This is a genomic window from Cupriavidus sp. 21MJTG02-4, assembly GCF_057798975.1.
Window position 1 is genome coordinate 12,625 of record NZ_JBYOJP010000004.1, and the last position, 17,371, is coordinate 29,995.

The following is a 17,371-nucleotide window of genomic DNA, read 5'->3' on the forward strand; positions in this document are numbered from 1 at the left end:
GGCCGCCCCCTTGGGCGACCTGGTATCGACCTTCGACCCTCGCACCGGAGAAATGACATGGCGGGCAATGACCCACTGCTGGAAGGCAAGCGATTCCTCGTGAGCGGCGGCGGCCGCGGGCTCGGCGGCGAGATCTGCCGCGTACTGGGCGAAGCCGGGGCGCGCGTGATCATCGCCGACCTCGACCTGTCGCGCGCGAGTGCGTGCGCGGCTTCGCTGCGCGAATCCGGCGCGGACGTGGAGGCCATCGGCGTGGACGTCTCCGACGCCGACGCCGTCGACCGGCTGTTTGCGGAGATCGGACGCGCCGGCGGCAGGTTGGCGGGGCGCCTCGACGGCATCATCAACAACGCCGCCATCGACATCACGCTGCCGGTCGAGGAAGTGGACACCGAGCAGTGGCGCCGCGTGCTGATGGTCAACCTCTACGGGCCGTATCTGCTGGCGCATGCCGCCGTGCCGCTGATGAAGGCGCAGGGCAGCGGGCACATCGTCAATATCGCGTCGACCGCGTCCAAGCGGGCATGGCCCAATGCGTCGGCCTACCACGCCACCAAGTGGGGCGTGCTGGGCTTCTCGCATGCGCTGCACGCCGAACTACGCCCGCACGGCATCAAGGTTTGCGCGATCGTCGCCGGGGGCATGCGCACGCCGTTCCTGCTCGACCGCTTTCCCGATATCGACACCTCGACGCTGCAGGACCCGGCCAATGTCGCGCGCGCCGTGCGCTTCGTGCTGACGCAGCCGGAAGAGACCGTGATCCCGGAACTCATGGTCCTGCCGATGAAGGAGACGTCATGGCCCTGATCCGCACGCGCAAGGGTGCCGTCCTGCTCGACAAGGACGGCACCCTGCTCAGGAACGTGCCGTACAACGTGGACCCCGACGAGATGGTCCTTGCGGACACCGCCGGTGACGCGCTGCGCGTGCTTGGCGACCTGGGCGTGCCGCTGGTGGTGGTCAGCAACCAGCCGGGCGTGGCGCTCGGCGGCTTTGAAGAGCCGGCACTGCAGGCCGTCCACCGGAAACTTGCGGCGTTGTTCCGGCTGCACGGCGCCAGGCTCTCGGGCTTCTTCTACTGTCCGCACCATCCGGAAGGCGCGGTGGCGCACTATGCCGTGGCGTGCAGTTGCCGCAAGCCCTCGCCGGGCATGTTGCGCGCAGCGGCGTCGGTGCTGGGCTTCGACCTGGAGGCGTCGTGGATGATCGGCGACATCCTCGACGACGTGGAGGCGGGCCGGCGCGCGGGCTGCAACACGATCCTGGTCGACTGCGGCGGTGAAACCGAATGGGTCGGCGGGGCCTGGCGCACGCCCGATTTCGTGGTGCCGACGCTGGCGCATGCGGCGCGGATCGTTGCCGGCGAGCACGTGCCGGCCGCGCCGTTCGTGGCGAGGCCGGCATGACGACCTGGGCACGCGCACGCCGGCTCCTGTGTGTCCGGCTGGACAATATGGGCGACGTCCTGATGACGACGCCCGCCATGCAGGCACTGGCCGAAGCGGTGCCGGGACGCCGGCTGACCTTGCTGACTTCATCGGCCTCGGCCCGGCTCGCGCCGCACCTGACGATGGTCAGCGACGTGATCGGCTGGGACGCGCCGTGGGTGCGGCATGCCGAGTCGCCCGGACCCGAAGAGTCGGCGCGGCGACTGCGCGCGTGTGCCGCGCAACTTGCCGCAGGGCGCTTCGACGGGGCCGTGATCTTTACGGTCTACAGCCAGAGCGCGTTGCCCGCCGCCATGCTGTGCGTGCTGGCGGGGATTCCGCTGCGGCTCGCGCACTGCCGCGAGAACCCCTATGCGCTGCTCAGCGACTGGGCGCCCGAGACCGACCCCGGTGGGCAGCCACGACACGAAGCCCAGCGCCAGCTCGACCTGGTCGCGCAGGTCGGTGCGCACACGTCGGACAGTCGACTGCGGTTTGCCGTGCGCGACGCGGACCGTGCCGCACTCTCGGCACGGGGCCTGCAAGCTGCCGGCAAAGCCAGGATTGTGGTGCACCCCGGCGCTACCGCGCCGTCGCGCCGATGGCCGGCGGAACACTTCGCGGCAGTCGCCGGCCAACTGGCGCGAGAGACGGGGGCCACGATCTTCGTGACCGGCTCGGAAGCGGAGCGCGAGGTGGTCGATGACGTCTGCCGCAACGCCGGGTCATCCGGCGTCGTGGCGCTGGCCGGCGTGCTGCCATTGGGCGAGTTCGCGGCGCTGCTCGAATCCGCGGACCTGCTGGTGTCGAACAACAGTGGCCCCGTGCATATCGCGGCGGCGCTCGGCACGCCCGTGGTGGACCTGTACGCGCTGACCAACCCGCAGCACACCCCATGGCAGGTGCCGCACCGCACGCTGTTCCAGGACGTGCCGTGCCGCTACTGCTACAAGAGCACGTGCCCGCAAGGCCATCACCGCTGCCTGCGCGGCGTCGGCCCGCAAGCGGTAGCGGCCGCGGCGCTGGCGCTGCTCGGGGGAGACAGCCCCGCCGAAAGCCCGATGCCATGGCCGCAAGACCCGGTGCCGGACAGCCAGCCGGTTTCCACCGTCGAGGAGAGGACGCATGTATACGCTTGGCATTAACGCCGCCTACCACGATTCCGCCGCCTGCCTCGTGCGCGACGGCGAGGTGATTGCCGCCGCCGAGGACGAGCGCTTCACCCACATCAAGCACGGCAAGCGGCCGGTGCCGTTCAGCACCTGGGAACTGCCGTACCACGCCATCGACTACTGCCTGGCGCAGGCAGGCATCTCGCTGGCCGATGTGGACCACATCGCCTACTCCTACGATCCCGCGCTGCTGCTTGGCGAGCGGCGCGACGACGAGGCCCTGTCGCTTCCGCTGGAGCCGTCCCGCGCCGGCGCGGCCGCGGCGCCGTGGGAGCCGCTGTTCCTGTCCTATATCGTCAACGCGCCGCGGCAACTCGCGTCGGGCGCGCCGCATCACCTGCAGGCCAGGTTCCACGGCGTGCGCCATGACGGCCCGTTCCGCTGGCACTTCGTCGAACACCATATGGCACACGAAGCCAGCGCGTTCCTGGCGGCGCCGTTCCAGCGCTGCGCGGTGCTGACCATGGACGGGCGCGGCGAGCGCGCCACCACCAGCTACGGCGTGTTCGATGGCAGCGCGTATCGCCGTATCCGGCAGATCGACCTGCCCGATTCGCTCGGGCTGCTGTATGAGCGCATTACGCGCCATCTCGGCTTCCTGCACTCTTCCGACGAGTACAAGGTCATGGCGCTTGCTTCCTATGGCAAGCCGGCCTATCTCGAAACGTTCCGCGAGATGGTGACGCCGGACGGCGCGGGCGGATACCGCGTCGCCGAAGCCGATCTCCATGCCGTGCTGGGCCCGGCGCGCGCGCGCGGCAGCGCCATGTCGAGCCGGCACTTCGATATCGCGCGGTCACTGCAGCAGGTGCTCGAGGAAACCGTGGTCGGCATGGCGACGTGGCTCGCGCAGACCTCCGGCGAACGTTGCCTGGCGATGGCGGGCGGCGTGGCGCTGAACTGCGTGATGAACGCGCGCGTGCGCGACCAGAGCCCGTTCGATGCGGTATGGGTGCAGCCGGCCGCCGGTGACGCGGGCACGGCGCTGGGCGCGGCATTGTGGGTCGACTTCGAGCAGCGCGGCCGGCCGCGGCGGCACTGGCAGATGGACCACGCCTACCTCGGACCCGCCTATGGCGACGACGAGATCGCGGCCTTCCTCGACTGGGCCAAGTTGCCGTATACGCGGCTGGACAACGTGGCCGAGACCACCGCCGCGCTGCTCGCGCAGAACCGGATCATCGGCTGGTTCCAGGGCCGCATGGAGTTCGGGCCGCGCGCGCTGGGCGCGCGCTCGATCCTGGCCTCGCCGATCGACGCGGGCATGCAGCAGCGGCTGAACCAGATCAAGGACCGCGAGGATTTCCGGCCGGTGGCGCCCGTGGTCCTGCAGGAGCGCATGGCCGAGTGGTTCCACGCCGACAAGCCCGGCGACGGCACCGCGCCGTTCATGCTGTTCGTCTATGACGTCAAGCCGGACATGGCCGCGCGGATTCCCGCGGTCACGCACGTCGACGGCACCGCGCGTGTCCAGACCATCCGGCGCGACCAGAATGCCGCCTACTACGACGTGCTCGCGGCGTTCGAGCGCCGCACCGGCGTGCCGATCCTGGTCAACACCTCGTTCAACACGCGCGGCGAGCCGATCGTCTGTACGCCGCGCGATGCGGTCGAGTGCTTCTGGACCTCGCCGCTCGATGCGCTGGTGATCGGCTCGTTCCTGCTGGAAAAGCCGGCCGCGCCGGCGGCATCGGCCGCCACGACGCCGGCCACGGCGGCGGAGATGGCCGATGCCGGCGCCTGATCCGGCCGTCTCGGTCGTCATTCCCACCTACCGGCGGCCCGACCTGCTGGAGCGGTGCCTGCGCGCGCTGGGCGCGCAGGACATCGAAGCCGGCGCGTTCGAAGTCATTGTCTGCGACGACGGCTGCGAGGCGCGCATCGCGCAGCGGGTAGCGGAACTGGCGGCCGCATATCCGCACATTGCGCTGCGCTACGTCGCGGTGCCGGACACGCAGGGCCCCGCGGGCGCGCGCAACGCGGGCGCCCGGCTCGCGCGTGGCGCCATCATTGCCTTCACCGACGACGATACGATCCCGGCGCCAGCCTGGGTGCGCGAAGGCCGCCGCACGCTGGCATCCCGGCCCGCATGGAGCGCCGCGTCCGGGCGCACCGTCGTGCCGACGCCCCCGCGGCCCACCGACCATGAGCGCGACACCGCCGGCCTGGCCACGGCCGAGTTCGTGACGGCCAACTGCTTCGTGCGGCGTCAGGCGCTGGCGCGCGTGGGCGGGTTCGACGAGCGCTTTACGCGTGCCTGGCGCGAGGATTCGGACCTGCAGTTCCGGCTCGAAGAGCAGGTCGGGCCGGTGGGCCGCGCACCGGCCGCCGTCGTCGTGCATCCGGTCCGTCCCGCGCCGTGGGGCAGCAGCGTGGCCGCGCAGGCGAAGGTGTATTTCGATGCGCTGCTCTACAAGAAACATCCCGCGCTTTACCGGGCGCGGATCCGCCGTGTCCCGCCGTGGCAGTACTACGTGATCGGGCTGGCCATGGCCGTGATGGGGGTGGCCGCCGCGGCCGGCGCGTGGCGCGCTGCAGGGATGGCCGCGGCGCTCTGGCTGGTGCTGACCGTCATGTTCTGCCGGCGCCGCCTGCAAGGGGCGGCGCTGACGCCTTCGCATGTCGCGGAGATGGTCGTCACATCGATCCTGATTCCGCCATTGTCACTGTACTGGCGCCTGCGCGGCGCGGTAGCTTTCCACGCGAGGTTCCTATGAACGCGCCGCTGTTGTTGAGGAACATGGAAGGAGGCGATGGCGCGGGGCTGGGAGAGGCCGCGGTGCTGCCATTGCCGTCCGCCAGCCCGGAGCCAGGGCGCTCCGGTCGCCGCATCGCGGTGTTTCGCGCGCTGCAGCTCGGCGACATGCTCTGCGCCGTGCCGGCCTTGAGCGCGTTGCGCGAAGGCGAGCCCGATGCGCAGATCACGCTGATCGGCCTGCCGTGGGCACGCGAGTTTGCCAGCCGCTTCGCGCACCTGATCGACGAGGTGCTGGTGTTCCCGGGTGCGCCGGGCTTTCCCGAGCAGCCTGTCGACGGCGCAGCACAGGCGGCCTTCCATGCCGCGGCGCGCGCCCATCGGTTCGACCTGGCCATCCAGCTCCATGGCAGCGGAACGCTCAGCAACGATGTGGTGCGCCAGCTGGGCGCGCGGGCCATGGCCGGGTTCTGCGCCAGCGCGGCGGACGCGGGGCTGGCCGGCGAGACGGAGCGGCTTATCCCCTGGCCCGACGGCAACGAGATCGAACGCCTGCTGGGCCTGACGCGCGCACTGGGATATCCGGACGTCGACACGCACCTTTCGTTTCCACTCCGGCCGCAGGACCATGCCGGCTGGGAACGGCTTGCCGAGCAGCACGGGCTGGCCGGGGGCGAGTACATCTGCGTGCATCCGGGCGCGCGGATGCTGTCGCGCCGCTGGCCGGTCGAGCGCTTTGCCGAAGTCGCGCTGCGGCTGCGCGCGCACTGGAAGGTGGTGGTCACCGGCGCGCCCGACGAAATCATGCTGACGCACCGGCTGTGCTCGCTGGTCGGCGGCGACGTGGTGAACCTGACCGGCGTCACGCCGCTGGGCGAACTGGCCGCGCTGATCGCGCATGCGCGGCTGCTGCTGTGCAATGACACCGGTCCGTCGCACCTCGCCGCCGCGCTCGATACGCCGAGCGTGGTGGTCTCGTGCGGCGGCGACGGCCAGCGCTGGGCGCCGCTGGATATCACCTTGCACCATGTGCTCGCCTCGTACCCGCCGTGCCGCCCCTGTGGCTGGCAGAAATGCCCGATCCGCCACGAGTGCGCGACGGCGATCACGGTGGATGCGGTCGAGGCCGCCGCGCTGGGGCTGGCGTTGCAGGGCTATGACCATGCCTAGGCGACTGCGCATCCTCACGTGGCATGTCCACGGCAATTACCTGTACTACCTGTCGCAGGTACCGCATGAGTTCTACCTGGTGACGCGCGAGGGGTATCCGCCCGGCTATGCCGGCGTGGGCGGATCGCTGCCGTGGGGCCGCAATGTGCATGAGGTGCCCTGGGAGCGCGTGGCCGCCACGGAGTTCGACTGCGTGCTCTACCAGCACCGCAGCCACTATGAGCACGACCGGGAAGCGCTGCTCACGCCCGTGCAGCGCAACCTGCCGACGCTCTATCTCGAGCACGATCCCCCGCAGGAGCACCCCACCAACACGCTTCATCCGGTCCAGGACCCCAATGTGCTGCTCGTGCATGTGACGCCGTTCAACGCGTTGATGTGGGACAGCGGGGTGACGCCCACGCGCGTGATCGAGCATGGCGTGGTGGTCGACGCGTCGGTGCGGTACACGGGCGCGCTCGCGCGCGGCATCAGCGTCGTCAATCACCTGGGCCGGCGCGGGCGCCGGCTCGGGGCGGATGTGTTTGCCGAAGCCCGGCGCATGGTCGCACTCGACCTGGTCGGCATGGAGGCCGAAGCGTCCGGTGGCCTGGGCGAGGTCCCGAACGACCAGCTCGCGGGGTTCATGGCGCGATACCGGTTCTTCTTCCACCCGATCCGCTACACCAGCCTCGGGCTCGCCGTGGTGGAGGCGATGATGATCGGCATGCCCGTCGTCGGGCTGGCGACCACCGAGTTGTCGACAGTGATCCGCAACGGCTCCAATGGCTATGTCGATACGCGCACGGAGAGCCTGGTGGAAGTCATGCGGGCGCTGATCGAGGAGCCCGTGCTCGCGGCGCGCTGGGGGCAGGCGGCGGCGCGCACTGCGCACGAGCGCTTTGGCATCGGTCGCTTCGTGGCCGACTGGCAGTCGGCATTCCGCGACGTGGCCGGATGACGCCGCGGCGCCTTGCTGCGTGGCCGCGCGGCGGATGCAAGTTTTCCCGGTAGCGATGTAAATCACACGGCACGGCCCGCGCGCTGGCGGCGCAGCGGCGCGCGTGGCGCGGCGGTATGGAACTTGCGGTGACGTCGGGCGCAGGGGACGGTGCGACCGGCACCGGGCCCATCCCAGGCATAACCGGAGCTATCGATGAACCGAGGCGAATTTGGTGACCGTCGTGGTGACCGTCGTGGTGACCGTCGGCGCTACGACGCATCCGACCAGGACCCGCCAGACAACTTTGACGATGAGGCGGTTAGCCGGCAGCGCAGCGCCGGCGCCGATCCGCGCTGGCAGGCCGGCGCGCGGCAACCGGCCAATGGCTGGTCGACATCGCCCCGTTCGCCAGGCGCGCCGCGTCGCGGCGCCCGCACCGAAGCGCCTGAAGCCAGTGCCCCGCCCGCGCCGCGCGATCCGAACTGGCGTTCGCGCCGGGACTGGCACCAGGGCGGCGGCAATGGTTCCGGCTACGGCGACGACCGGGAACGGCTGTTGCGCACCCAGCGCGAAGAGTGGGGCGCCAGCCGTGCGCCCCGGGACACAGGGCAGGGCGAACACGGCTACGTCCCGTTCGCCGGCGCGTCGCAATGGGAGCCCATGGACTTCGGGCGCCCCGAGCACGCCGCCGCCAGCCAGCGCCAGGCTTCCGGGCCCAAGGGCTATCACCGCCCGGACGGGCGCATCCAGGACGAGGTGTGCGAACGGCTGGCCCATAGCTGGTTCGATGTGAGCGAGGTCGAGGTGGCCGTCGCGGACGGCATCGTGACACTGAGCGGCAAGGTCAGGGAACGCGGGCAGAAGTACCGCATCGAGGAAGTCGTCGATACGGTGTTTGGCGTCCGGGACATCGACAACCAGATTCGCGTGGGGCGCGCGTCGGCCTCGACGCGCGACGCCGCATGAACCCACCGGGCCAGGGTGCGACACCCGCCGCCTGTACCGCCATGGACAAGCCAGATAAAGCCAGCGCCGATGCGGCGCACGACATCCGCAAGGGACAGGTCGTCGAATTCATGTCCCGCGAGGCATTCCGCGCGCGCTTTCGTGCCCGCTATTTCGATCCGGCCTTCCGCAAGGAAGACGCATCGATCGACCGGCTGGAGGCGATCGCCTGGGAGGCCTATCGCCAGGCCCGCAAGGCGCCCGTGACTGAAAAGGCCGGACCTGGCGCGGCGGACCCGGACTATGACCTGTCCGTCGAGTGGCGCCAGGCCCGCGATGCCGTGCACGACGCCGCTCGCCGCCATGACGATCCCAATGGGGACCCGCGTGTGCTGCTGGTGATCGGTGCCTCGCGCAACGACTTCACCTGCCCGGGAGAGGTGTCCAAGTCATGGCGCCTTGCCAGGCTTGCGTGTGCGCGCATGGAGGCCATGGGGATCACGGTCGATACCCTCGACCTGAGCCTGCTGGCGTCGGATCCGGACCGCCATATCCACCCTTGCAAGGCGTGCGTTTCCACCGCCATGCCGTTGTGCCACTGGCCGTGCAGCTGCTATCCGAACCATGCGCTCGGCCAGGTCAACGACTGGATGAACGAGCTCTACCCGCGCTGGGTCGCGGCGCATGGCGTACTGATCGTGACGCCGACCTACTGGTACCAGGCGGCCAGCCCGCTCAAGCTGATGATCGACCGGCTGGTGTGCGCGGATGGCGGCAATCCCGACCCGAGCAGCACGCATGGCAAGACCGTGGCGGAGGCCAAGGCGCTGGAGCTGAAGGGGTGGGATTACCCGAAGCACCTGGCCGGCCGTGTCTTCGGACTGATCGTGCATGGGGACGTGGCCGGTGTGGAAAGCGTGCGCCGCGCGCTGGGCGACTGGCTCGGCTGGATGGGGCTGATCGATGCCGGGCCGCTGGCGCAACTCGACCGCTACATCGGCTACTACAAGCCATATGCGACCTCGCACCGCGCGCTGGACGAGGACGCGGGCGTGCAGCGCGAGGCGGAGAACGCCGGCGCCGCCGTGGCGGAGGCGGTCAGGTTGCGGCGAGCAGGAAAGTTGCCGGCCGTGGGCGGCGACCTGGTTGCGCCACGCCCGAAGTAGGCAGAAGGTCCAGCCTGCCGTCGTCAGGCCACCTGCGGTGCGCAGCAACCGGCGAAGTCGATCTCGCTCTTGCTCCCGGCATCGTTGGCGCCGTGGATCGTGAGCAGGGCCCCTTCGGCCATGGCCATGCGCACACCCGCGGTGATGGCATCGCCCTGCGAGGGGTAGTCGACGAGGTCGGCGCCGGGGGCATCCGATTGCACTGACCACTGGCCGGCTTCGGTCTGGAACACCTGAACGGAACAACTCTGGCTGGACATGCTGGACATGTAAGACACCTCCGACGCGAACCCATGCCTGTGTTCTACATGGCACGGCCCCCGCTCGCCGTCCGCCGGGCTCCTACTTTTGCGTCATCGGAACGGAATGCGGTGCGTTTTGTGGCATTGATGCCACTGGCGGGCCTGGCCGGTGTGCGGCCGGAGACATGGCACGGCAATTCCGGGGCGCGGGGACGCTCATGCCGAAGCGGCGCCGCAGTAACCGGGCAGCCGGCGCGCGGCGGTGCTGCGTGCCAGGCGGATGGACTGTGACAACGCCAGCGCGAAGCCGCCGATCGAACTCAGGTCTTCCGCCACGCGTTCGCGCAGGAAGCCCGCCCAGCGGAAGTCGCCGGCCGCATCGGGAGGCTTGCGATAGGCGCCGGCCTGGCGCGCGAAGGCCGCCAGGCTGCGGTACGCGTCGTCGCGCATGCCCATGACGCTGGCAGGCAGCGCCTTGACGCCCAGCCGCTGCCCGAGTTCGTCGTAGGGGTGCACGTAGCCGAGCGCATCCATGCGCTTCCAGAAGGCCGATGGGGAAAGCTTGCTCAAGTCATGCAGGATGCACACGGGCGCCCGGCGATAGCCGAGTTCCATCCATGCCCGGGCCCAATGGTGATGATCGGCGATGAACAGCGTGCCGCCCGGACCCAACACGGTCTTGATGCGGTGGCAGCGCAGGAACCGGCGCAGCGCGGCGCGGTCGCCAGGGTCCTGGTGCCGGCGCGTCGCGGTCATCTTGTCGCGCACATGGATGTACCCCAGCGTGAGCTGGGTCGGACGCAGTCGGGCCAGTTCGGCGATCGCCTTGCGCCGTTTAATCATGGCTAGAGCGCTGCTGGTCGACGTATTGCTCCAGTTCGCTGCCCGGGTCTTCGTTGCCGGTGCTTTCGGAGTCCACCGCTTCGCGCGCCACCGGCTGGGCGGCATCGCGGCGCTGCCCGTGCAGGGCCGGGTCGAAATCGGTCCAGCGCCCGCCGTCCCAGTTGCCTTGCGTGCGGTCCAGGTCCATGGCGCCGGCTTCGCGCAGCACGTCGACGGCGACCGACGGATTGGCCCGGCGCACGCACGCCGCGAGCACCACGCGCGGCGTCACGCCCGCGTGCCGGGCCTCCGGCGCGGCAGAGAGGATCGAGACATCCCAGACGGAAAAACCGTGCGCGTACAGGGCGCGCGCGGCATCTTCGGCGCTGGCGACGGTCTCGAACCGTCCGAATACGATCGGTGACATGGCTGCTCTCCTGCTGCAATCGAAAATCTGTGCCGCCAGGGCTGCCCAGGCGGAGCGGATGCTGCTATCCGTTCACCACCTCGCCGCCGTTGATATGCAGGATCTGCCCGGTGATATAGCTGGCCGCGTCGGACGCCAGAAACACAAAACCCGCGGCGACCTCGAACGGCTGACCTGGGCGGCCCATGGGCGTCTTCTTGCCGAATTCCTCGACCTCTTCGGCGCTGAACGTGGACGGGATCAGCGGCGTCCAGATCGGGCCGGGCGCCACGCCATTGACGCGGATGCCGCGCCCGACGACCTGCAGCGCCAGCGAGCGCGTGAACGACACGATGGCGCCCTTGGTGGCCGAGTAGTCGAGCAAATGCGCGCTGCCCCGGTACGCGGTGACCGAGGTGGTGTTGAGGATGGACGAGCCCTTCTTCAGGTGCGGCAGCAGCACCCGCGTGAGCTGGAACATCGCGAAGACGTTGGTGCGGAACGTGGCTTCCACCTGCTCGGCGTCGACGTCTTCCAGCGACGGCTTCGGATGCTGCTCGGCGGCGTTGTTGACCAGGATGTCGAGGCGGCCGTAGGCGTCGATCACGCGCGCGGCGACGGCCTCGGCATGGCTGCCGTCGGCGAGATCGCCGGCCAGCGACACGCATTTGCGTCCGGCTTCCTCGACCAGCCTGACGGTCTCGCGCGCGTCGGCATGCTCGTTCAGGTAAGCGATGGCGATATCGGCGCCCTCGCGCGCGAAAGCCACGGCAATGGCGCGGCCAATGCCGCTGTCGCCGCCGGTGACGAGCGCGATCTTGCCGGCGAGCCGGCCGCTGCCGACATAGTCGTCGGCACCGCTGTCGGGCTGCGGGTGCATGGGGCTCTGCAGGCCGGGCTGCCGGTCCTGGTGTTGCGGCGGAAGGTCTTTGGGCGTCGACATGGCGTGCTCCTGAAAGCGGCGTTTCGACGGGCCTCGCGCAAGTTCCATGCCTCGGCGCGGCACTGCGTCACGGTGCAGCTGGCGAGGCAGGCTGCCGTAAGCCTTACACCTGCATGGAAATCCTTACCGCAGCGCGACGCTGGTGTGAAGGAACTACCGTTGTGATGCTCGCCACGCCGCCGCAAATGCTCCGGGGCACGGTTCTTGCGGTGTGCTGGTACTCGATGCGGTCCGGCGGGAGGCAGCCCGCCCGGCCACGATTGCAAGGAGGCTAGACATGTTCAACTTCCGCAAGGGCCGCGGCAGCGGCAGCGAAGGCGGCGACTACGGGCGGCAGGAGCAGCAAAGACGGGGTGAGCAAAGACACGGTGCCGGGCGCGATGAAGGCCAGGGCAGCGGCTCCGAAGACTGGGGCCAGGAGTGGGGCGAGGACTGGCGCGGCGAATCTTCGCGCGGCAGCGCCTGGCACCAGCAGGACACGCCGGCAGGCCAGCCGCGCGGCAGCTGGGGTGAACAGGGCTACGGCGCCGCCGACATGGGCGGCCGGGGCAATCCCTACAGCGACACCTACGGCGGCTACCAGCCGTCTGCGCGAGACAGCGGGTACCAGCAGCACGAGCGGCGCTCCCCGGGCTCCCAGGGCTCACAAGGCTCGCAGCGCTCGCAAGGCTCGCAGCGCGAGCAGTGGGGACAAGGCGGCTTCGACTCGGGCAACTATGAGGGCAGCTTCGATTCCGGCGCGGGCGGCAGTAGCGGCCGCGAGCGCGACGATGCACGCCGCATGCAAGGCGGCCGCGGTGGCCGCGCGATGCACTGGGACGAAGGCATGGAGCGCGACCGCGCACAGCGCGGCGGGCAGCCTGCCTATGGCGGCGGGTATTTCGGTGATTCGCGCAGTGGCGGCCAGTCGTACAGCGGCGGCCAGCGCCTGTACCGCGACGATGCGGGCGACCGCGGCCGCAGCGGCGGCGCCTCGAGTTCCGCGCGGCGGCCGGTCGGGCCCAAGGGCTACCGGCGTCCCGATGAACGCGTGCACGAGGATGTGTGCGAACGGCTGGCGATGAACCCGAACGTCGACGTCTCCGACGTCTCGGTGGAAGTCTCCGATGGCGTCGTCATGCTCGAAGGCACGGTACAGGCCCGGCGCGAAAAATACGTGATCGAGGAAATCGCGGAGGCGGTGTTCGGCGTGAACGAGGTCGAGAACCGGCTGCGCGTGCAGCGCAACCAGGGGACGGAACGCGCGGGTCCCGTAGCGGGCCACCTGGAAGGCGCGGACACGCCGCCCAACCGCACGCTTAACAAGAGTTGAGCCACACGGCACGGCGGCTTGCCCGCCGCGCCATTTCAACGCCGTGCGAGCATGCGCCAACCCCGTGTCCTTCGCGACGACAGCAAGCTCATGATGCCGCTCGACGCCTTGCATCCCACGCAGATCACGATAGGGGCCTACCACGTTGCCCAGAAGGTTCACGTAACGCGCCGCATAGCGCCCGCGCGCAGGCCGGCGTTCCTGGACCGGCATCGCGTGCATGTGATCATCGGCCCGGAGCAGGTGCCCTACGTGGTCGATCATCACCACTGGGTGCGCGCGTGGCACGACCTCGGCCTGACGCACGCACCGGCGATCGTCCGCCGGGACCTGAGCCGGCTCGACGCGCACGCGTTCTGGCAATGGATGGTGGCGGAGCACATGGTGCATCCCTATGACGAGCACGGGCAACGCCGGCCGCTGACCGAGCTGCCGGCGTCCATCCACGACATGCGCGACGACCCGTATCGCAGCCTTGAAGCGTTCGTGCAGCTGGCGGGCGGTTACCGCAAGGTCCGCGAGGCGTATCCCGATTTCCGGTGGGCGGACTTCTTCCGGCGCCACATCGACGGCCCGCTGGACTCGCAGCAGTCCTTCGCAGCGGCGCTGGTGCGCGCGTTTCGCCTGGCCCAAAGTGAAGAGGCCCGGTCACTGCCGGGCTATATCGGCCGGCTGTGCTGACTGCGGTCCTGCAGCATTGCCCCGGCCTTGCAACCGGGGGATGGAGCCGGTGCAGCTTTCACACGGGGCTATTGTGGAAGATGCCTCTGGATGTCGTCGTAGATATCGTCGCGCCTGCCTACCGCGAGCACTACCACCACGACTACATCGTCCCTTACTTGGTAGACAAGCCGATATCCACGCGCACGCAGTTTGATTTTGTAGCAGTCGGGCAAGCCGTGAAGTGCAGCAGCTGGAACACGGGGATGTTCCAGGCGCTCCTTCAGCTTCTTTCCAAGTTGCGTGCGTATGTCGCCATCAAGTTTGTCCCATTCCCTCTTCGCTGAGAGTTTGAACTCCAGCTTATAGCGCATCCGGATCCACCTCGACACTAGGCTCGTTCATGCGCTCTCGCGCCAACTCGGCGAGCTCGTAGTCTTCCAGACGCTCCGTCAGCACTTCGTATTGCCTGGCGGTCAGCAAGTATGCGACTGGCTTGTTGCGGTTAAGCACAGCCACGACGCCTTCTTCGGCGTGCGCGATGACCAAGTTCGGGTTCGACTTGAGTTCCGAGATCCCGACAGATTGATTCGCAAGGATCGTTTCCATATCGACTCTCCGAATAGACTGGTTAAATGACCTGAAAATAGATCTGTTAAGCGGTCTTGTCAACGCGCGATTGATAGGAGTGCTTTTAATGGCACTTAACCGGCAATTGATATCTGCAGTCGGATCTGCAGCCGGCTTTGCGGTGTGGTGGCTGTCGCGCGGCTGATGGGGAGCGACCATGACCGCCAGGCACGAAGCTGATCGTCTCCCACGTTGCGGAACCGGAACGGGCGCGATGCCCGCGTCACCTTCGAGGAGCTGTTCTTCGACCCTGTCTGGGCTGGGAAGCGCGCGCACAGCGTCAGCCCGTCCCGTTCCCGGTCCCCGCCATTGGCGTTTACTGAGGCAAGCCAGCGGCGGGAACTGCCGGGGTGGTCACTTCATCGTCTGCAGGGCTTGTGCGGCACGCGTTTCCAGGGCGGCAAGGGCGCCTCGCAGCACCTGTAGCAACCTGTCGGCCTCCTGGTCGTCCTGACCCGCTTCCTTCAGCTTTTTCAACCGACTCTCCTGCGCCTTCACCTTTGCCCTGGTTTCGCCAATGTAGCGATTGAGCACGACTGCGTCTCGGAAGTCGGACATATTGGGCTCCCCTTCATGTTCCGGTCATATTGGCGAATTAAACGCCGGAGCGGGTGTCCGAAAACTGTCCGTATTCCGCGCTTTTCGTACAGTGGGCGCGATGACGGTCGAGCGCGGCACTTTTATTGGGGTCGGTCAGGCGCGACGGCAGTCGCCGCCTGGAAGGGGAACTCACGCGGTGCCCGTCTTCTCCAGCAGCCTGAGCAGCCGTGCCTCGTCCGCGCGCAGGTGTGTCCGGGCGGGAACCGCGGCACCTTCCGTAGCGTCGGCGAGAAAGGCATCGATGACCGCGGGATGGACATAGCACTTGCGGCAGACCGCGACGGTATTGCGCAGGCGCTGCGCCACCGTCTTGATGGCGTCGGCCACGGCCTTTCGGCGCTGGGCCTCGGTTGCGGCGGGTGCGCGTGCGGCCTCGCGCAGGAGCGCCAGGGCATGGACGCTGCCGGCCCAGGTACGAAAATCCTTGGCCGTGAAGTCGCCGCCGCTGACGTCGCGGAGGTAGGCATTGACGTCGGCGGACCCGATCTCGCGCACGTCGCCTTCGCTGTCGACATACTTGAACAGGCACTGGCCCGGCAACTCGGCGCAGCTGCGCACGACACGGGCCACGCGCGGATCGTTGACCGACACGTCGTGCGTGATGCCGCTCTTGCCGGTGAACTGCAGCCGCAGCTTGCTGCCATGCACGCTGACATGTCGCCGCCGCAGCGTGGTCAGGCCGTAGGTGCGGTTCTGCTGCGCGTAGCGCGGCGAGCCGACGCGCACCAGCGTGGCGTCGAGCAGGCGCACGACAGCGGCAATGACCTTCTCGCGTGGCATGCCGTTGCGGCCGAGGTCGCGCTCGACCCGCCCGCGCAGCCGCGGCAGGGTCCTGCCAAACTCGGGCAGGCGCGCATATTTGTCGGTGTCGCGCAGCGCGCCCCAGTCGACGTGGTAGACGTACTGCTTGCGGCCGCGCGCATCGCGGCCCGTGGCCTGCAGGTGCCCGTTGGCGTCGGCGCAGATCCAGACGGATTCATAGGCGGGTGGAATGGCCAGTGCGGCAATGCGGGCGAGCGTGGCGGCGTCGCGCACGCGATTGCCATGCGCGTCGACATAGGTAAAGCCGCTGCCGCGGCGGCGCCGGGTAATGCCCGGCATGCTGTCGTCCACGTAGTGCAGGCCTGCTTCGCGCAATGCGGCCTGGGCGTCTTCGTCCATGCCACCCACCAGGGTGGCCTCGGCGCAGCAGCCTTCCGATGCTCGCATTGCTCCGCTCCTTGTGCAGGCCAGCGGCGCACCGGGCGGTGCGCCGGACCATTTCATTGTATGGAGCGGGTGGCGAATGTTCAGTGGGTGCTGTCCTACAGGGGCGCGGACAACGCGGGGACGGATCGAAGCGGCGCGCGGCGTGACAGGGGGGGCGGCCTTCCGCTGCTTCGACGCTTACCTGAGTTCCTGGGTCAGCTGGTAGCTCATCGAATAGCTGAACCGGCTTGCCGGATGGATGCCCGTGGTCACGGCGATCACCTTGTCGCGCAGGAAATACGTGCGGATGATGCGCAGTCCGGCGGAGCGGTCTTCCACCCGCAGGCACTCGGCCTGCGTGCCAGTCACAAGGTAGCCCTGCAGTTCCTGCTCGACACGCGTCACTTTGATCCCGTACGCCTTTTCGATCATCGTGTACACGGGGGCGCTCAGCACCTCGCCCAGTTCCGGCAGCTTGCTATAGGCGTGGTCGACATAGATGTCGACCAGCGCAATGGGCTCTTGCGCGGCATCGCCGCCAGATCGGATACCGGCGATGTGCAGCCACGATGCGCCCGGCTCGCACCTGAGCAGTGCGGCCTGCGTGGCGTCGGCCTTGATCCGTTCGCATACAGAGGTTCGCAGCGTTGTGCCCTGTGCGTAGCCAACCAGGTCGGCGGGCGTGTCCATGACCTGCAGGTAGCGTTCCCGCGGCCGGTCCGAGACGACCCGGGTGCCGATGCCGGCCTGCTTGGTCACCATGCCAAGGCTGCTTAGCTTCTGTATCGCCTGCCGCACGGCGTAGCGGCTCAGGTTCCACTTCTCGCACAGTTCGACCTCGGTCGGCAGCAGTTCGCCGACGGGAGGCTGGCCCTTCGCAATGGCTTGCATCAGGGTCCGCGCCAGGTCCAGGTGACGCGGCGACGTGGCCGCCAAAGCGGCGGGATAGGTGTCGTTTTCGATTTCCATGGCGATCGCTGTTGCGGCGGCTTCGTTGCCGGGAGAGCCACATGATATCGCAGTCGGCAGGGTTTCTCCTAATATTCGATTGTTCGAACAAAGTCCTATAGT

Annotated in this window: 20 protein-coding genes; 11 read left to right on the top strand and 9 right to left on the bottom strand. The window is 68.6% G+C overall.

Going from position 1 to position 17,371, the window contains the following annotated elements:
- Nucleotides 1-57: 57 nt before the first annotated feature.
- From AC3FKH_RS09345 to AC3FKH_RS09385, 9 genes are all read left to right on the top strand, one after another.
- Entirely contained in the window at nucleotides 58-807 is a 750-nt protein-coding gene (locus AC3FKH_RS09345) for an SDR family oxidoreductase (protein WP_488674921.1), read from the top strand.
- Entirely contained in the window at nucleotides 798-1,406 is a 609-nt protein-coding gene (locus tag AC3FKH_RS09350) for a D-glycero-alpha-D-manno-heptose-1,7-bisphosphate 7-phosphatase (RefSeq protein WP_488674923.1), read from the top strand. The genes AC3FKH_RS09345 and AC3FKH_RS09350 overlap by 10 nt, the downstream gene beginning before the upstream one ends.
- Entirely contained in the window at nucleotides 1,403-2,572 is a 1,170-nt protein-coding gene (gene waaF, locus AC3FKH_RS09355) for a lipopolysaccharide heptosyltransferase II (protein WP_488674925.1), read from the top strand. Before AC3FKH_RS09350 ends, waaF begins: the two co-directional genes overlap by 4 nt.
- Nucleotides 2,553-4,343 carry a carbamoyltransferase family protein gene (locus AC3FKH_RS09360; protein WP_488674927.1) on the top strand — a complete coding sequence of 597 codons (1,791 nt, stop codon included), beginning with the start codon at nucleotides 2,553-2,555 and terminating at the stop codon, nucleotides 4,341-4,343. Before waaF ends, AC3FKH_RS09360 begins: the two co-directional genes overlap by 20 nt.
- Entirely contained in the window at nucleotides 4,330-5,316 is a 987-nt protein-coding gene (locus tag AC3FKH_RS09365; RefSeq protein ID WP_488674929.1) for a glycosyltransferase family 2 protein, read from the top strand. Before AC3FKH_RS09360 ends, AC3FKH_RS09365 begins: the two co-directional genes overlap by 14 nt.
- A complete protein-coding gene (locus AC3FKH_RS09370) occupies nucleotides 5,313-6,464 on the top strand; it encodes a glycosyltransferase family 9 protein (protein WP_488674931.1) in 1,152 nt (383 codons plus the stop codon). The genes AC3FKH_RS09365 and AC3FKH_RS09370 overlap by 4 nt, the downstream gene beginning before the upstream one ends.
- Nucleotides 6,457-7,404, top strand: coding sequence for a glycosyltransferase family 4 protein (locus tag AC3FKH_RS09375; RefSeq protein ID WP_483714101.1), 948 nt, complete (start codon nucleotides 6,457-6,459; stop codon nucleotides 7,402-7,404). Before AC3FKH_RS09370 ends, AC3FKH_RS09375 begins: the two co-directional genes overlap by 8 nt.
- Before the next feature lie 195 nt (nucleotides 7,405-7,599).
- The gene (locus AC3FKH_RS09380) at nucleotides 7,600-8,352 is read left to right on the top strand and encodes a BON domain-containing protein (protein ID WP_488674934.1); all 753 of its coding nucleotides are present in this window, start codon (nucleotides 7,600-7,602) and stop codon (nucleotides 8,350-8,352) included.
- A 41-nt stretch (nucleotides 8,353-8,393) separates the two neighbouring features.
- Nucleotides 8,394-9,497 (top strand): flavodoxin family protein, encoded by a 1,104-nt coding sequence (locus AC3FKH_RS09385; protein WP_488675610.1) that lies wholly within the window; start codon nucleotides 8,394-8,396, stop codon nucleotides 9,495-9,497.
- A 23-nt stretch (nucleotides 9,498-9,520) separates the two neighbouring features.
- Here the strand turns inward: AC3FKH_RS09385 and AC3FKH_RS09390 are convergent, their stop codons facing one another.
- The 4 genes from AC3FKH_RS09390 to AC3FKH_RS09405 form a co-directional block, all read right to left on the bottom strand.
- Nucleotides 9,521-9,766, bottom strand: coding sequence for a DUF2188 domain-containing protein (locus tag AC3FKH_RS09390; RefSeq protein WP_488674935.1), 246 nt, complete (start codon nucleotides 9,764-9,766; stop codon nucleotides 9,521-9,523).
- Between the two features lie 189 nt (nucleotides 9,767-9,955).
- Nucleotides 9,956-10,582 (bottom strand): ParB-like protein, encoded by a 627-nt coding sequence (locus AC3FKH_RS09395; RefSeq protein ID WP_488674937.1) that lies wholly within the window; start codon nucleotides 10,580-10,582, stop codon nucleotides 9,956-9,958.
- A complete protein-coding gene (locus AC3FKH_RS09400) occupies nucleotides 10,575-10,988 on the bottom strand; it encodes a hypothetical protein (RefSeq protein ID WP_488674939.1) in 414 nt (137 codons plus the stop codon). Before AC3FKH_RS09400 ends, AC3FKH_RS09395 begins: the two co-directional genes overlap by 8 nt.
- A 64-nt stretch (nucleotides 10,989-11,052) precedes the next feature.
- Nucleotides 11,053-11,910, bottom strand: coding sequence for an SDR family oxidoreductase (locus AC3FKH_RS09405; RefSeq protein ID WP_488674941.1), 858 nt, complete (start codon nucleotides 11,908-11,910; stop codon nucleotides 11,053-11,055).
- Nucleotides 11,911-12,187: 277 nt separating this feature from the next.
- Here AC3FKH_RS09405 and AC3FKH_RS09410 point away from each other — a divergent pair, with 277 nt between their 5' ends.
- Complete coding sequence (locus tag AC3FKH_RS09410) at nucleotides 12,188-13,222, top strand: BON domain-containing protein (protein ID WP_488674943.1); 1,035 nt, start codon at nucleotides 12,188-12,190, stop codon at nucleotides 13,220-13,222.
- 51 nt (nucleotides 13,223-13,273) lie between these two features.
- Entirely contained in the window at nucleotides 13,274-13,903 is a 630-nt protein-coding gene (locus AC3FKH_RS09415) for a ParB-like protein (RefSeq protein WP_488674945.1), read from the top strand.
- 68 nt (nucleotides 13,904-13,971) lie between these two features.
- Here the strand turns inward: AC3FKH_RS09415 and AC3FKH_RS09420 are convergent, their stop codons facing one another.
- From AC3FKH_RS09420 to AC3FKH_RS09440, 5 genes are all read right to left on the bottom strand, one after another.
- Entirely contained in the window at nucleotides 13,972-14,256 is a 285-nt protein-coding gene (locus tag AC3FKH_RS09420) for a type II toxin-antitoxin system RelE family toxin (RefSeq protein ID WP_488674946.1), read from the bottom strand.
- Nucleotides 14,246-14,491, bottom strand: coding sequence for a type II toxin-antitoxin system Phd/YefM family antitoxin (locus AC3FKH_RS09425; RefSeq protein ID WP_488674947.1), 246 nt, complete (start codon nucleotides 14,489-14,491; stop codon nucleotides 14,246-14,248). The genes AC3FKH_RS09420 and AC3FKH_RS09425 overlap by 11 nt, the downstream gene beginning before the upstream one ends.
- A gap of 375 nt (nucleotides 14,492-14,866) precedes the next feature.
- Nucleotides 14,867-15,070, bottom strand: coding sequence for a hypothetical protein (locus AC3FKH_RS09430; RefSeq protein WP_488674948.1), 204 nt, complete (start codon nucleotides 15,068-15,070; stop codon nucleotides 14,867-14,869).
- 171 nt (nucleotides 15,071-15,241) lie between these two features.
- Nucleotides 15,242-16,273 carry a DNA topoisomerase IB gene (locus AC3FKH_RS09435; RefSeq protein ID WP_488675612.1) on the bottom strand — a complete coding sequence of 344 codons (1,032 nt, stop codon included), beginning with the start codon at nucleotides 16,271-16,273 and terminating at the stop codon, nucleotides 15,242-15,244.
- A gap of 225 nt (nucleotides 16,274-16,498) precedes the next feature.
- Nucleotides 16,499-17,269 (bottom strand): GntR family transcriptional regulator, encoded by a 771-nt coding sequence (locus AC3FKH_RS09440; protein WP_488674950.1) that lies wholly within the window; start codon nucleotides 17,267-17,269, stop codon nucleotides 16,499-16,501.
- Between the last annotated feature and the right edge of the window lie 102 nt (nucleotides 17,270-17,371).

Excerpts from the sequence above, each read along its gene's own strand:
- AC3FKH_RS09345 (WP_488674921.1), top strand. The coding sequence starts at position 58 with ATGGCGGGCAATGACCCACTGCTGGAAGGCAAGCGATTCCTCGTGAGC.
- AC3FKH_RS09350 (WP_488674923.1), top strand. The coding sequence starts at position 798 with ATGGCCCTGATCCGCACGCGCAAGGGTGCCGTCCTGCTCGACAAGGAC.
- waaF (WP_488674925.1), top strand. The coding sequence starts at position 1,403 with ATGACGACCTGGGCACGCGCACGCCGGCTCCTGTGTGTCCGGCTGGAC.
- AC3FKH_RS09360 (WP_488674927.1), top strand. The coding sequence starts at position 2,553 with ATGTATACGCTTGGCATTAACGCCGCCTACCACGATTCCGCCGCCTGC.
- AC3FKH_RS09365 (WP_488674929.1), top strand. The coding sequence starts at position 4,330 with ATGCCGGCGCCTGATCCGGCCGTCTCGGTCGTCATTCCCACCTACCGG.
- AC3FKH_RS09370 (WP_488674931.1), top strand. The coding sequence starts at position 5,313 with ATGAACGCGCCGCTGTTGTTGAGGAACATGGAAGGAGGCGATGGCGCG.
- AC3FKH_RS09375 (WP_483714101.1), top strand. The coding sequence starts at position 6,457 with ATGCCTAGGCGACTGCGCATCCTCACGTGGCATGTCCACGGCAATTAC.
- AC3FKH_RS09380 (WP_488674934.1), top strand. The coding sequence starts at position 7,600 with ATGAACCGAGGCGAATTTGGTGACCGTCGTGGTGACCGTCGTGGTGAC.
- AC3FKH_RS09385 (WP_488675610.1), top strand. The coding sequence starts at position 8,394 with ATGGACAAGCCAGATAAAGCCAGCGCCGATGCGGCGCACGACATCCGC.
- AC3FKH_RS09390 (WP_488674935.1), bottom strand. The coding sequence starts at position 9,766 with ATGTCCAGCATGTCCAGCCAGAGTTGTTCCGTTCAGGTGTTCCAGACC.
- AC3FKH_RS09395 (WP_488674937.1), bottom strand. The coding sequence starts at position 10,582 with ATGATTAAACGGCGCAAGGCGATCGCCGAACTGGCCCGACTGCGTCCG.
- AC3FKH_RS09400 (WP_488674939.1), bottom strand. The coding sequence starts at position 10,988 with ATGTCACCGATCGTATTCGGACGGTTCGAGACCGTCGCCAGCGCCGAA.
- AC3FKH_RS09405 (WP_488674941.1), bottom strand. The coding sequence starts at position 11,910 with ATGTCGACGCCCAAAGACCTTCCGCCGCAACACCAGGACCGGCAGCCC.
- AC3FKH_RS09410 (WP_488674943.1), top strand. The coding sequence starts at position 12,188 with ATGTTCAACTTCCGCAAGGGCCGCGGCAGCGGCAGCGAAGGCGGCGAC.
- AC3FKH_RS09415 (WP_488674945.1), top strand. The coding sequence starts at position 13,274 with ATGCGCCAACCCCGTGTCCTTCGCGACGACAGCAAGCTCATGATGCCG.
- AC3FKH_RS09420 (WP_488674946.1), bottom strand. The coding sequence starts at position 14,256 with ATGCGCTATAAGCTGGAGTTCAAACTCTCAGCGAAGAGGGAATGGGAC.
- AC3FKH_RS09425 (WP_488674947.1), bottom strand. The coding sequence starts at position 14,491 with ATGGAAACGATCCTTGCGAATCAATCTGTCGGGATCTCGGAACTCAAG.
- AC3FKH_RS09430 (WP_488674948.1), bottom strand. The coding sequence starts at position 15,070 with ATGTCCGACTTCCGAGACGCAGTCGTGCTCAATCGCTACATTGGCGAA.
- AC3FKH_RS09435 (WP_488675612.1), bottom strand. The coding sequence starts at position 16,273 with ATGGACGAAGACGCCCAGGCCGCATTGCGCGAAGCAGGCCTGCACTAC.
- AC3FKH_RS09440 (WP_488674950.1), bottom strand. The coding sequence starts at position 17,269 with ATGGAAATCGAAAACGACACCTATCCCGCCGCTTTGGCGGCCACGTCG.